Consider the following 13947-nt stretch of genomic DNA (forward strand, 5'->3'; position numbering starts at 1 on the left):
GCGTTACATCATCTTCGCGGCGCTGGCTTGCTTCGCCGCGGCCGGCGCCGACGCGTTGCCGCCCGCGTTCTCGGCGATGACGCGCGCGATTTCGGCATCGGCTTCGTCGCCGTACTTCGCGAACACGTTGGTCTCGTAGACGGTGTTCGGCGCGTTGACGAGCTGGTTGCCGCGTTCGTCCTTGATGTCCACGTCGACCTGCATCGACAGGCCGATGCGCAGCGGATGCTTGTCGAGATCCTTCGGATCGAGCTCGATACGCACCGGCAGGCGCTGCACGACCTTGATCCAGTTGCCGGTCGCGTTCTGCGCCGGCAGCAGCGAGAACGCCGAGCCCGTGCCGGCCGAGAAGCCGACGACCTTGCCGTGGTAGACGGCCGACGAGCCGTAGATGTCGGCCGTCAGCTCGACCGGCTGGCCGATGCGCATGTGCTTGAGCTGGACTTCCTTGAAGTTCGCGTCGACCCACACGGCATTCAGCGGCACCACCGACATCAGCGGCGTGCCCGGCGACACGCGCTGGCCGACCTGCACCGAGCGCTTCGCGACGTAGCCCGTCACAGGCGCCGGCAGCACGTTGCGCGCGTTCGCGAGATACGCGTCGCGAACCTTCGCTGCGGCGGCCATCACGTTCGGGTGCGACGCGATCGTGGTGTTCGCGGTCAGCGCGCGGTTCGATGCGAGCTGCTGCTGCGCGCTATCGAGCGACGCTTGCGCGGCTTTCACGGCGTCACGTGCGTGCGAGATCTCTTCCTGCGACACGGCGCCCGTCTGCGCGACGGCCACACGGCGGCGCAGATCGTCCTGGGCCTTCGACAGGTCGGACTGGCGCAGCGCGACCTGCGCGCGGTACTGGTCGTCGTTGACGAACAGGCCGCGCACCTGGCGCACCGTCTGCGCGAGGTTGGCTTCCGCCTGTTGCAGCGCGACCTGCGAATCGGCCGGGTCGAGCACGACCAGCGGGTCGCCGGCCTTGACCGTCTGCGTATCGTCGGCCTTTACGGCGATCACGGTGCCGGTGACCTGCGGCGTGATCTGCACGACGTTGCCGTTCACGTACGCATCGTCGGTTCCTTCATGGAAGCGGGCAACGAGGAAGTAGTACAGGCCGTACGCGATGGCCGCGATCACGATGACCGCGACGAGCAGCGTCATCATCCGTTTGCGCTTCCCGTTGTTCTGCGACTGTGCGCTGGCGGCATTTTGTTGAGGGTCGCTCATGGCGATTTTCTCCGTCCGTTATTTCGAGTGTCTGCGTAGTGGTGGCGCCGGATCAGTTGGCGGCCTGTTTTGTCGGTTTGTCGGCGTCGGGCGCGGCGAGCGGCGTGCCGGTCGCGTCGAACCCGCCGCCGAGCGCCTTGATCAGCGCGAGCTGCATGTCGCGGCGGCGCATCTTCAGGTTGGTCACCGTCTGCTCCGATGCGAGGCGGTTGCTGTCCGCGGTCAGTACCTGCAGTTGCGGCGACAGGCCGGCCTTGTAGCGGATCACGGCGAGATCGTACGCGCGCGTCGACGCGTCGAGCGCGCGTTGCGCGTCGCCCGTCTGGCGATCGACCGCGCGGATCGACGCGACTTGCGTCGCGACGTCGTTCAGCGCGCCGATCAGCGTCTGGTTGTAGTTCGCCACCGACAGGTCGAAGTCCGCATAGCGGCCCTTGAGCTGGGCGCGCAGCGCGCCGGCGTCGAAGATCGGCAGGTGGATCGCCGGGCCGAACTGCGCCTGGCGGCTCGCGAAGTTCAGGAATTTGCCCCAGCCGAACGCATCGAAGCCGAAGCCGGCCGCGAGGTTCACGTCGGGATAGAACTCGGCCTTCGCTTCCTTCACGTCGTGCATCGCAGCCTCGACCTGCCAGCGTGCGGCGACGATGTCGGGGCGGCGCGAGACGAGATCGGCCGGCAGGTTGCCGGGCAGTGCGACTTCGCCGCTCGGGTTCATCACGGGCGCCGCGATCTGCAGCCCGCGATCAGGCCCCTTGCCGAGCAGCGCGGCGAGCTGGTAGCGCACCGTCGTGATCTGGCCGTCGAGATCCGACAGCGAAGCCTGGGTCGTCGCGATATTGCCGCGGGCCGTCTGGCGTTCGACGTTGGTGTCGAGGCCAGCCGATACGCGGCCGTCGGTGATCTTGCCGACCGTCTCGCGGTTGGCGATCTCGCGTTGCGCGATGTCGCGCAGCGCGTAGAGCTGCGCGAGCGAGTTATAGGTGCGCGCGACCGATGACGCGAGCGTGATGCGTGCCTGCTGCATGTCGGCTTCGGCCGCTTTTTCCTGCGACACGGCGGTGTGCAGGCGTTCGCGGTTCTTGCCCCACAGGTCGAGCTCCCACGACGCGCTCGCGAGCGCGTTGTTCTCGCTGTACCACTGGCCGCCGTACGGGGGCGGGAACAGTGCGTTCGACGAATACAGCTCGCGGGTCCACGAGTAGCTGGCCTCGGCTTTCGGCAGCAGGTTCGAGCGCGACGATTCGATGTACGACGATGCCTTCGCGATGCGCGCCTGCGCCTGCGCGATCGACGGATTGCCCTGAAGGGCCTCGTCGATCAGCTTCGGCAACTGCGGATCGCCGAACTGATTGGCCCAGTCGAGCGCCGGCCACTGGCCGCCCTGGGCCGGCAGGCTCTGCGCGGATTCGAATTGCGACGCGGGGGCGATCTGCTTGTCGCTCTTGATGCCGATGTAATTCGCGCAGCCCGCCAGCGCCAGTGCGGCGACCGCGGCGGCGACGGCGGCGCGGCACGACCCGGCGCGCACGGACAACGGGGAGGATTTCATCGCGCTGACCCCTGACTCGGAATGAATGATGGACACTGCAAGGATTTCCTTACATTAATCTGTCAAAAGTAATTGTTATGGCAACTATTCCGTGATGCTGCCGCCGGCCGTCTCGCAATAGTTGCTGAGAATGCGGCGCAGCATGCTCTTCAGGAACCCGACTTCTTCCGGCGTAAATCCGTCCAGCACCTGGTCGAGCACGCTGCGGAAAATGGGCGGCAGCCGTTCGGCAAGCGCGCGGCCTTCGTCGGTCAGTTCGAGGCGCACGACGCGCCGATCCTCGATGCTGCGCACGCGGGACAGCAGGCCGCGTTTCTCGACCCGGTCGAGCAGGCGCGTGACCGCGCTCGCGTCGATCCCGTATTCGCGCGCGAGCTCGGCGGCCGTCGAGCACTTGCCGACCGCGATCATGAACAGCATGCTCGCCTGCGTGCCCGTGATGCCGAGCTCTTCCTGCGTGCGTTGCGTGACGAGGTTGGTCATCACGGACTTCACGCGCGACATCAGATAACCGACGCTATCGTTCATCTGATATGAAGACAGCGGCGAAACCGGCGGTTGGGTAGGAGAATCCGACATAAAACCCTGAAGCTGCAATAGTTGACTAGGCAGCAGTATAGGGACAATTGCTTGCCGCGGCAAATGTTAATCGAACGGCCAGGGGCATGCTTCGCGTTGCAAGAATCCCTTATCGCGACAAGGGTTTTCGGTTTGTCGGCGGCGGCGCCTTCGGCAGATCTGCGCGTTCGAGGAGGGGTAGGGCCGGGCCGGCTTGCTGCGTTGCAACGTGCCAGCCAGCTTTCGACACGCGCACGTGCTATAATTTGAGGCTTTCCAAGCTGCAATGCGCGCGCCCGTGAAAAACGAGCGGGCGCGTTTGCGCGTTCAAACGATTTCCAGGTTTCTATGACCCGCGCCCTTCGCAATATCGCCATCATCGCCCACGTCGACCACGGCAAGACTACGCTCGTCGACCAACTGCTCCGCCAGTCCGGCACCTTCCGCGAGAACCAGCAGATTGCGGAGCGGGTGATGGACTCGAACGACATCGAAAAGGAGCGCGGGATCACGATTCTCGCGAAGAACTGCGCGGTCGAGTATGAAGGCACGCACATCAACATCGTCGACACGCCGGGGCACGCGGACTTCGGTGGCGAGGTGGAGCGCGTGCTGTCGATGGTCGACTCGGTGCTGCTGCTCGTCGACGCGGTCGAGGGCCCGATGCCGCAGACGCGCTTCGTCACGAAGAAGGCGCTCGCGCTCGGCCTGAAGCCGATCGTCGTCGTCAACAAGATCGACCGCCCGGGCGCGCGGATCGATTGGGTCATCAACCAGACGTTCGACCTGTTCGACAAGCTCGGCGCGACGGAAGAGCAGCTCGACTTCCCGATCGTCTATGCATCGGGCCTGAACGGCTATGCGTCGCTCGACCCGGCCACGCGCGAAGGCGACATGCGCCCGCTGTTCGAGGCGATCCTCGCGCACGTGCCGGTCCGCCCAGCCGACCCGGAAGCGCCGCTGCAGCTTCAGATCACGTCGCTCGACTATTCGACGTACGTCGGCCGGATCGGCGTCGGCCGCATCACGCGCGGCCGCATCAAGCCGGGCCAGCCGGTCGTGATGCGTTTCGGCCCGGAAGGCGACGTGCTGAGCCGCAAGATCAACCAGGTGCTGTCGTTCAAGGGGCTCGAGCGCGTGCAGGTCGACTCGGCCGAAGCCGGCGACATCGTGCTGATCAACGGTATTGAAGATGTCGGTATCGGCGCGACGATCTGCGCGGTGGATACGCCGGAAGCGCTGCCGATGATCACTGTCGACGAGCCGACGCTGACGATGAACTTCCTCGTCAACTCGTCGCCGCTCGCAGGTCGCGAAGGCAAGTTCGTGACGAGCCGCCAGATCCGCGACCGCCTGATGAAGGAACTGAACCACAACGTCGCGCTGCGCGTGAAGGACACCGGCGACGAAACGGTGTTCGAAGTGTCGGGCCGCGGCGAACTGCACCTGACGATTCTCGTCGAGAACATGCGTCGCGAAGGCTACGAGCTGGCCGTGTCGCGTCCGCGCGTCGTGATGCAGGAAATCGACGGCGCGAAGCATGAGCCGTACGAACTGCTGACGGTCGACGTCGAGGACGAGCATCAGGGTGGCGTGATGGAAGAGCTCGGCCGCCGCAAGGGCGAGATGCTCGACATGGCGTCGGACGGTCGTGGCCGCACGCGTCTGGAATACAAGATCTCGGCGCGCGGCCTGATCGGCTTCCAGAGCGAATTCCTGACGCTCACGCGCGGCACGGGCCTGATGAGCCATATCTTCGACTCGTACGCACCGGTCAAGGACGGCTCGGTCGGCGAGCGCCGCAACGGCGTGCTGATCTCGCAGGACGACGGCGCGGCCGTGGCGTATGCACTGTGGAAGCTGCAGGATCGCGGCCGCATGTTCGTGAAGCCGGGCGACGCGCTGTATGAGGGCATGATCATCGGCATCCACAGCCGCGACAACGACCTCGTCGTGAACCCGATCAAGGGCAAGCAGCTGACCAACGTGCGCGCGTCGGGCACCGACGAAGCCGTGCGTCTCGTTCCACCGGTCCAGATGTCGCTGGAATACGCGGTCGAGTTCATCGATGACGACGAGCTCGTCGAGGTGACGCCGCAGTCGATCCGCCTGCGCAAGCGCTTCCTGAAGGAGCACGAGCGTCGCCGCGCGAGCCGCGAAGGCGCGGTCGACTGAGCGTTTCGACCGTTCCCGTGCATGACGAAAAAGGCTGCCTCCGGGCGGCCTTTTTTGCGTGTGCGCGGCGCGCAACCGGATTGTCTGCAAAACACTGTTCCCGCGGGTCGTGGCAATCCGGCAAAACCCCGTCGCGCGGTGCTTTCGGGCACATTTCGCCGTGAACTCCGGTATCGGTTCTGTGATATGCTGCGCGCACGCAAGTTTTAGGTCCTTCCAAGCAAGACTTGATTCGCAATCCGCTAAACGGTCAGGCCGTGTCGCGGAAGGTTGAGTAACCCGCTATTTCTCGAGAAGCTCGAAGAAAGGTGAGCGTAAAATGTCAGATGTAATGAAGCAGTTTCAGCTGAACTCCTATCTGTTCGGCGGCAATGCTTCGTACGTTGAAGAACTGTACGATGCATACCTCAACAATCCGGCGTCGGTGCCGGAGAATTGGCGAGAGTATTTCGACGCGCTGCAGAATGTGCCTGCAACGGACGGTTCGAATGCCAATGACGTCGCGCATTTCCCGATCGTCGAATCGTTTGCCGAGCGTGCGAAGGCCAATGCCTTCATCCCGCGCGAAAGCGGCACCAATCTGGCTGCGGCGCGCAAGCAGGTTCACGTCCAGTCCCTCATCAGCGCCTATCGCTTCCTTGGCTCGCAATGGGCCAATCTGGATCCCCTGAAGCGTCGCGAACGTCCCGCCATTCCCGAACTCGAACCCGCGTTCTACGACTTCTCCGAAGGCGACCTCGACCAGACCTACAGCGCGAGCAACCTGTATTTCGGTTTCGACCAGGCTTCGCTGCGCGATATCGTCAAGGGCCTGCGCGACACGTACTGCGGCACGATCGGCGCCGAGTACATGTATATCAGCGACCCGGAACAGAAGCGCTGGTGGCAGGAGCGCCTGGAGTCGACCCGCGCGACGCCGAACTTCTCGGCAGACGAGAAGAAGCACATCCTGAATCGCCTGACGGCTGCTGAAGGCCTCGAGCGTTACCTGCACACCAAGTACGTCGGCCAGAAGCGCTTCTCGCTCGAAGGCGGCGAAAGCTTCATCGCGGCGATGGACGAAGTCGTCCAGCATGCGGGCAAGCGCGGCGTGCAGGAAATCATCATCGGCATGGCCCACCGTGGCCGCCTGAACGTGCTCGTCAACACGCTCGGCAAGATGCCGGCCGACCTGTTCGCCGAATTCGAAGGCAAGCACGTCGACGACCTGCCGGCCGGCGACGTGAAGTACCACAAGGGCTTCTCGTCGGACGTCTCGACGGAAGGCGGCCCGGTTCACCTGTCGCTTGCATTCAACCCGTCGCACCTCGAAATCGTGAACCCGGTGGTCGAAGGTTCCGCGAAGGCGCGGATGGACCGCCGCGGTGACGAAGACGGCCTGCAGGTGCTGCCGGTGCAGATCCACGGCGACGCGGCCTTCGCGGGCCAGGGCGTCGTGATGGAAACGCTGAACCTCGCGCAGACGCGCGGTTACGGCACGCACGGCACGCTGCACATCGTCATCAACAACCAGATCGGCTTCACGACGTCCGACCCGCGCGACGCGCGCTCGACGCTGTACTGTACCGACGTCGTCAAGATGATCGAGGCGCCGGTGCTGCACGTGAACGGCGACGATCCGGAAGCGGTGATCCTCGCGACGCAGATCGCGATCGACTACCGGATGCAGTTCCACAAGGATGTCGTGATCGACATCGTCTGCTTCCGCAAGCTGGGTCACAACGAGCAGGACACGCCGGCCGTCACGCAGCCGCTGATGTACAAGAAGATCGCGCAGCACCCGGGCACCCGTGCGCTGTACGCCGAGAAGCTCGTGCAGCAGGGCGTGATCACCGCGGAAGACGCCGACAACTACGTGAAGGCGTACCGCAAGGCGATGGACGATGGTCACCACACGGTCGACCCGGTCCTGTCGAACTACAAGAGCAAGTACGCGGTCGACTGGGTTCCGTTCCTGAACCGCAAGTGGACGGATGCGGCCGACACGGCCGTGCCGCTCGCGGAACTGAAGCGCCTCGGCGAACGCATCACGACGGTCCCAGAAAACTTCAAGGTCCACCCGCTCGTCGAGCGCGTGATCAACGACCGCCGCAACATGGCGCGCGGCGACCAGCCGCTCGACTGGGGCATGGGCGAGCACCTCGCGTTCGCGTCGCTCGTCGCATCGGGCTACTCGGTGCGCCTGACGGGCCAGGACTCGGGCCGCGGCACGTTCACGCACCGTCACGCGGTGCTGCACGACCAGAACCGCGAGCGCTGGAACGACGGCACGTACGTGCCGCTGCAGAACATCGCCGAAGGCCAGGCGAAGTTCACGGTGATCGACTCGGTGCTGTCGGAAGAAGCGGTGCTGGGCTTCGAATACGGTTACTCGACCGCCGAGCCGAACACGCTCGTGCTGTGGGAAGCGCAGTTCGGCGACTTCGTCAACGGCGCGCAGGTCGTGATCGACCAGTTCATCTCGTCGGGCGAAGTGAAGTGGGGCCGCGTGTCGGGTCTGACGATGCTGCTGCCGCACGGCTATGAAGGCCAGGGTCCGGAACACTCGTCGACCCGTATCGAGCGTTTCCTGCAACTGTGCGCGGATCACAACATGCAGGTCGTCCAGCCGACGACGCCGGCGCAGATCTTCCACCTGCTGCGTCGCCAGATGATCCGCCTGTTCCGCAAGCCGCTGATCGTCGCCACGCCGAAGTCGCTGCTGCGTCACAAGGAAGCGGTGTCGGACCTGTCGGAACTCGCGAAGGGTTCGTTCCAGCCGGTGCTGGGCGAAACCGACGGCGGCATCGACGCGAAGAAGGTCAAGCGCGTGCTGGCATGCTCGGGCCGCGTGTATTACGACCTCGTCGCACATCGCCGCGAAGCGAAGGCGAACGACGTCGCGATCATCCGTATCGAGCAGCTGTATCCGTTCGCGCACAAGCAGTTCGAAGCCGAAATGAAGAAGTACGAGAACGCGACTGAAGTGGTCTGGGTGCAGGACGAGCCGCAGAACCAGGGCCCCTGGTTCTACGTCGAGCACCATCTGAAGGAAGGCATGAAGGAAGGACAGAAGCTGGCATACAGCGGCCGTCCGGCTTCGGCCTCGCCGGCGGTTGGCTACTACGCGAAGCACTACGAGCAGCAGAAGGCCCTGATCGAAGGTGCTTTCGGCCGCCTGAAGAGCGCATCGATCGCGAAATAACCGACGGAAGCGAAACGGGAAGGCGCGCGGCGCTTTCCCGTCTCTTTTGGCCTGCCGGGCGCGTCGCGCGCCGCACCGGCCGAAGGAATCGCACGAACCTCGTCATTACCCAGATTAAGCATCCAGGAAAATCACATGGCTATCGTAGAAGTCAAAGTCCCCCAGCTTTCGGAGTCGGTTTCGGAAGCCACCATGCTGCAGTGGAAGAAGAAGCCGGGCGAAGCAGTCGCGCAAGACGAAATCCTGATCGAACTCGAGACCGACAAGGTCGTGCTCGAAGTGCCGGCACCGGCCGCGGGCGTGCTCGCGCAAGTGCTGCAGAACGACGGTGACACGGTGGTTGCCGATCAGCTGATCGCGACGATCGACACCGAAGCGAAGGCAGGTGCGGCCGAAGCAGCGGCGGGCGCCGCCGAAGTCAAGCCGGCAGCAGCGCCTGCCGCAGCCGCACCGGCAGCACAGCCGGTCGCCGCAACGGCATCGAGCTCGGCCGCCGCATCGCCGGCCGCATCGAAGCTGCTGGCCGAGAAGGGTCTGTCGGCAGGCGACGTCGCAGGTTCGGGCCGCGACGGCCGCGTCACGAAGGGCGACGCGCTGGCAGCAGGCAGCGCACCGAAGGCCGCTCCGGCCGCCGCACCGGCCAAGGCCGCTGCGAAGCCGTCGCTGCCGGAAGTGAAGGTGCCGGCGTCGGCGACGACCTGGCTGAACGACCGTCCGGAACAGCGCGTGCCGATGTCGCGCCTGCGTGCGCGTATCGCCGAGCGTCTGCTCGAATCGCAGCAGACCAACGCGATCCTGACGACGTTCAACGAAGTCAACATGGCTCCGGTCATGGAACTGCGCAACAAGTACAAGGACAAGTTCGAGAAGGAACATGGCGTGAAGCTCGGCTTCATGTCGTTCTTCGTGAAGGCGGCCGTGCATGCGCTGAAGAAGTTCCCGCTCGTGAACGCGTCGATCGACGGTAACGACATCGTCTACCACGGCTACTTCGACATCGGTATCGCCGTCGGTTCGCCGCGTGGCCTGGTCGTGCCGATCCTGCGCAACGCGGATCAACTGAGCCTCGCCGACATCGAGAAGAAGATCGCCGAATTCGGCCAGAAGGCGAAGGACGGCAAGCTGTCGATCGAGGAAATGACGGGCGGTACGTTCTCGATCTCGAACGGCGGCGTGTTCGGCTCGATGCTGTCGACCCCGATCATCAACCCGCCGCAGTCGGCGATCCTCGGCGTGCACGCGACCAAGGAGCGTCCGGTTGTCGAAAACGGCCAGATCGTGATCCGTCCGATCAACTATCTCGCGCTGTCGTACGACCACCGGATCATCGACGGCCGCGAAGCCGTGCTGTCGCTCGTCGCGATGAAGGATGCGCTCGAGGATCCGGCACGCCTGCTGCTCGACCTGTAAGCCGAGTTTCACCGCATTGACCCGCTCCGCACGGGCGCGCAGACGCGCGACCGTGCGGACGTACAAGTAGAAAGGATTTCCATGTCCAAGGAATTTGACGTCGTCGTGATCGGCGCCGGCCCCGGCGGCTACATCGCCGCGATCCGCGCCGCGCAGCTGGGCAAGACCGTTGCCTGTATCGAAAAGTGGAAGAACCCGGCCGGCGCGCTGAAGCTCGGCGGCACCTGCCTGAACGTGGGCTGCATCCCGTCGAAGGCGCTGCTCGCGTCGTCGGAAGAGTTCGAGAACACGTCGCATCACCTGGCCGATCACGGTATCACCGTCGATGGCGTGAAGATCGACGTCGCGAAGATGCTTGGCCGCAAGGACGCGATCGTCGAGAAGATGACGAGCGGGATCGAGTTCCTGTTCAAGAAGAACAAGATCACCTGGCTGAAGGGCCATGGCAAGTTCGCCGGCAAGACCGACGCCGGCGTGCAGATCGAAGTGAGCGGCGAGGGTGAAACCGAAGTCGTCACCGCGAAGAACGTGATCATCGCGACGGGCTCGAAGGCGCGTCACCTGCCGGGCATCCCGGTCGACAACAGAATCGTGTCGGACAACGAAGGTGCGCTGACGTTCGACTCGGTGCCGAAGAAGCTCGCCGTGATCGGCGCAGGCGTGATCGGCCTCGAACTCGGCTCGGTGTGGCGTCGCCTGGGTGCCGAAGTGACGGTGCTCGAAGCGCTGCCGGCATTCCTCGGCGCAGCCGACGAAGCGCTCGCGAAGGAAGCGGCCAAGCTGTTCAAGAAGCAGGGCCTCGACATCCATCTCGGCGTGAAGATCGGCGAAGTGAAGACGACCGCGGACGGCGTGTCGATCGCCTACACGGACAAGGACGGCAACGCGCAGACGCTCGACGCCGACCGCCTGATCGTATCGGTCGGCCGCGTGCCGAACACCGACAACCTCGGCCTCGAGGCAATCGGCCTGAAGGCGAACGAGCGCGGCTTCATCGACGTCGACGACCACTGCCGCACGGCGGTGCCGAACGTCTACGCGATCGGCGACGTGGTGCGCGGCCCGATGCTTGCGCACAAGGCGGAAGATGAAGGCGTGCTGGTCGCGGAAGTGATCGACGGCCAGAAGCCGCACATCGACTACAACTGCATTCCGTGGGTGATCTACACGTACCCGGAAATCGCGTGGGTCGGCCAGACGGAGCAGCAACTGAAGGCGGAAGGTCGCGAGATCAAGACGGGCAAGTTCCCGTTCTCGATCAACGGCCGCGCGCTCGGCATGAACGCGCCGGACGGTTTCGTGAAGATGATTGCAGACGCAAAGACCGACGAACTGCTCGGCGTGCACGTGATCGGCGCGAACGCGTCGGACCTGATCGCGGAAGCCGTGGTGGCGATGGAGTTCAAGGCGGCGTCGGAAGACATCGCCCGCATCTGCCATCCGCACCCGTCGATGTCGGAAGTGATGCGCGAAGCGGCGCTCGCCGTCGACAAGCGTTCGCTGAATAGCTGAGCGCGGTAAGCGCCAGCCGGCTCTCGGCCGGCGCAGCCGTCTCATGACGAAGGCGGGCGGGGTTTCCCGCTCGCCTTCGTTCTTTCCGGTTTGCCCGATGAACGTCACCGAATACTACACGCGCGAACTGACCACGCGCGGCTATCAGTCCGACCCCGCGCAGCGCGCCGCGGTCGATCGCCTGCAGCGCTGTTTCGACGAGTGGGTCGAATACAAGGCGCGCCGCTCGAACGCGTTCAAGAAGCTCATCATTCATCCGGACCTGCCGCGCGGCGTCTACATGTGGGGCGGTGTCGGTCGCGGCAAGAGCTTCCTGATGGACAGCTTCTACGCGGTCGTACCCGTGCAGCGCAAGACGCGCCTGCATTTCCACGAATTCATGCGCGAAGTGCACCGCGAGCTCGAGGAACTGAAAGGGCAGGCCGATCCGCTCGACGAACTTGCGCGGCGCATCGCGAAGCGCTACCGGCTGATCTGCTTCGACGAGTTCCACGTGTCGGACATTGCCGACGCGATGATCCTGTACCGTCTGCTCGATCGCCTGTTCAACAACGGCGTGCAGTTCGTGATGACGTCCAACTACGATCCCGACGACCTGTATCCGGACGGGCTGCATCGCGACCGCATGCTGCCGGCGATCGCGCTGATCAAGGAAAAGCTCGACGTGCTCAACGTCGACGCGGGTGTCGACTATCGCCAGCGCACGCTCGCGCAGGTGCAGATGTATCACACGCCGCTTGGCGCCGACGCCGATCGCGAACTGCGCCATGCGTTCGCGAAGCTCGCCGCGGTACCGGACGAAAGCCCGATCCTGCATATCGAGAAGCGCGAGCTGAAGGCGCTGCGCAAGGCGGACGGCGTCGTATGGTTCGACTTCGCGACGCTGTGCGGCGGCCCGCGATCGCAGAACGACTATCTCGAACTCGCGAGCCGCTTCCACGCGATCGTGCTGTCCGAGGTGCCGCAGATGTCGCCGCGGATGGCGTCCGAGGCGCGCCGCTTTACCTGGCTGATCGACGTGCTGTACGACCACAAGGTCAAGCTGCTGATGTCCGCGGCGGTGCCGGCGGAGCAGTTGTACGTCGAAGGCCCGATGGCGAACGAATTCGCGCGCACGGTCTCGCGTATCGTCGAGATGCAGTCGAAGGAGTATCTTGAAACGCCGCGCCGTATCGTCGATACTTCGCTGACCTGATTGCGATTCTCGGTAATTGGCGCGATTCAAACGTCAATTCCGGTCAAATCCGCGTAATCTCGGGGTATTTTCGGATTTGTCTTATATTCATTGTTGAGGTGAGCCGATATCGTTGTGTCATGGTTACCAAGGCTGGAGATGTCCATGACACCGTATCGCGATCTGACCGACCACGAGTGGCGCTGCGTCGCGCCGCTTCTGCCCGAAATGCAGCCGCGCACCGAGTTGCGCGGCCGACCGTTAGCCAATACGCGTGCCGTGCTGAACGGCGTGCTCTGGGTGATCTACAGCGGCGCAACGTGGTCCGCCATGCCGCGCCGTTACCCTTCGTATCAGACATGCCATCGCCGCTTCAAGGTATGGCACGAGACGGGCACGTTGTTGAACGTGATGCGTGAGCTCTATGGCGATTCGGGCGTGAGTCTGTGCAACGAACTGTCCACACGGATGCGCAAGCATACGCAATCGAAGGCAGCGGAGGCGCGTAGCAGCATCGCGCCCGCATGTCGTGCGCCGGGCGGCTATGCATCGGACACGTTGAAGCACGCGGCGTGATGTCCGTCGTTTGCTTCTGCGTCTGCACCAAAAGAAAATCGGCCTGACGACTTTGTCGCAGGCCGATTTTTTTATCGAGCCGCGCGTTTCAGCGCGTGCTGCGTTATTGCTGGCGTACCCAGGTCTGCGAACGGCCGAGCAGCGACACGCCGATATAACCGCGCACGACGAGCTTCTGGCCGCCATCTTCAAGCGTCATCTTGCACTTGTAGACCTTGCCGTTTTCCGGGTCGAGAATGTTGCCGCCGTCCCAGTGGTCGCCTTCCTTCTTCATCGCCTTGATGATCGTCATGCCCTTGATGAGCTGATCCTTGCGCTCGTCCGTGCAGGCGGTGCAGCGGCGATCGGGCGTATCGTTCGCGCCGAGGCCCTTGACGACCTTGCCCGACAGCGAACCGTCGCCGTCCTCGGCGATTTGCACGAGTGCCTTCGGCTGATGGGTGTTGTCGTCGATGGTCTGCCACATGCCGACGGGGTTGTCGGCTTGAGCGAACGTGGGTGCTGCGCAGGCGAGCAGTGCGCCGGCGACGGCGATTGCACGCAACGGACGGGTCAGTTGAATCATTGTCATCCTCCTTGTTTTGCATG

General features: G+C 64.0%; 10 protein-coding genes. 6 read left to right on the forward strand and 4 right to left on the reverse strand.

The annotated features are described in order from the left end of the window. Window positions 1-3: 3 nt before the first annotated feature. From BT264_RS24005 to BT264_RS24015, 3 genes are all read right to left on the reverse strand, one after another. Window positions 4-1221 carry an HlyD/EmrA/EmrK family protein gene (locus tag BT264_RS24005; protein ID WP_072441711.1) on the reverse strand — a complete coding sequence of 406 codons (1218 nt, stop codon included), beginning with the start codon at window positions 1219-1221 and terminating at the stop codon, window positions 4-6. A gap of 52 nt (window positions 1222-1273) precedes the next feature. After that, the gene (locus BT264_RS24010) at window positions 1274-2770 is read right to left on the reverse strand and encodes an efflux transporter outer membrane subunit (RefSeq protein WP_072441709.1); all 1497 of its coding nucleotides are present in this window, start codon (window positions 2768-2770) and stop codon (window positions 1274-1276) included. A gap of 84 nt (window positions 2771-2854) precedes the next feature. Further along, window positions 2855-3349: a MarR family winged helix-turn-helix transcriptional regulator gene (locus BT264_RS24015; protein WP_072441707.1), complete on the reverse strand. Its 495-nt coding sequence runs from the start codon at window positions 3347-3349 to the stop codon at window positions 2855-2857. Between the two features lie 327 nt (window positions 3350-3676). Here BT264_RS24015 and typA point away from each other — a divergent pair, with 327 nt between their 5' ends. The 6 genes from typA (at window position 3677) to BT264_RS24050 (ending at window position 13359) form a co-directional block, all read left to right on the forward strand. Continuing rightward, a complete protein-coding gene (typA, locus tag BT264_RS24020; protein ID WP_034184035.1) occupies window positions 3677-5503 on the forward strand; it encodes a translational GTPase TypA in 1827 nt (608 codons plus the stop codon). A gap of 319 nt (window positions 5504-5822) precedes the next feature. After that, window positions 5823-8687, forward strand: a complete 2865-nt coding sequence (locus BT264_RS24030; RefSeq protein WP_072441703.1) for a 2-oxoglutarate dehydrogenase E1 component — start codon at window positions 5823-5825, stop codon at window positions 8685-8687. Window positions 8688-8822: 135 nt separating this feature from the next. Further along, a complete protein-coding gene (odhB, locus tag BT264_RS24035; RefSeq protein WP_072441701.1) occupies window positions 8823-10097 on the forward strand; it encodes a 2-oxoglutarate dehydrogenase complex dihydrolipoyllysine-residue succinyltransferase in 1275 nt (424 codons plus the stop codon). 81 nt (window positions 10098-10178) lie between these two features. After that, window positions 10179-11609, forward strand: a complete 1431-nt coding sequence (gene lpdA / locus BT264_RS24040; RefSeq protein ID WP_072441699.1) for a dihydrolipoyl dehydrogenase — start codon at window positions 10179-10181, stop codon at window positions 11607-11609. A 97-nt stretch (window positions 11610-11706) separates the two neighbouring features. Further along, complete coding sequence (gene zapE / locus BT264_RS24045; RefSeq protein ID WP_034184039.1) at window positions 11707-12804, forward strand: cell division protein ZapE; 1098 nt, start codon at window positions 11707-11709, stop codon at window positions 12802-12804. Between the two features lie 144 nt (window positions 12805-12948). Continuing rightward, window positions 12949-13359: a transposase gene (locus BT264_RS24050; RefSeq protein ID WP_072441697.1), complete on the forward strand. Its 411-nt coding sequence runs from the start codon at window positions 12949-12951 to the stop codon at window positions 13357-13359. Window positions 13360-13462: 103 nt separating this feature from the next. Here BT264_RS24050 and BT264_RS24055 read toward each other — a convergent pair whose 3' ends face one another. Then, window positions 13463-13924 carry a DUF2147 domain-containing protein gene (locus BT264_RS24055; RefSeq protein ID WP_072441695.1) on the reverse strand — a complete coding sequence of 154 codons (462 nt, stop codon included), beginning with the start codon at window positions 13922-13924 and terminating at the stop codon, window positions 13463-13465. Between the last annotated feature and the right edge of the window lie 23 nt (window positions 13925-13947).

It is taken from the genome of Burkholderia sp. NFPP32, assembly GCF_900119325.1.
GTDB classification, from domain to species: Bacteria; Pseudomonadota; Gammaproteobacteria; order Burkholderiales; family Burkholderiaceae; genus Burkholderia; species Burkholderia pyrrocinia_C.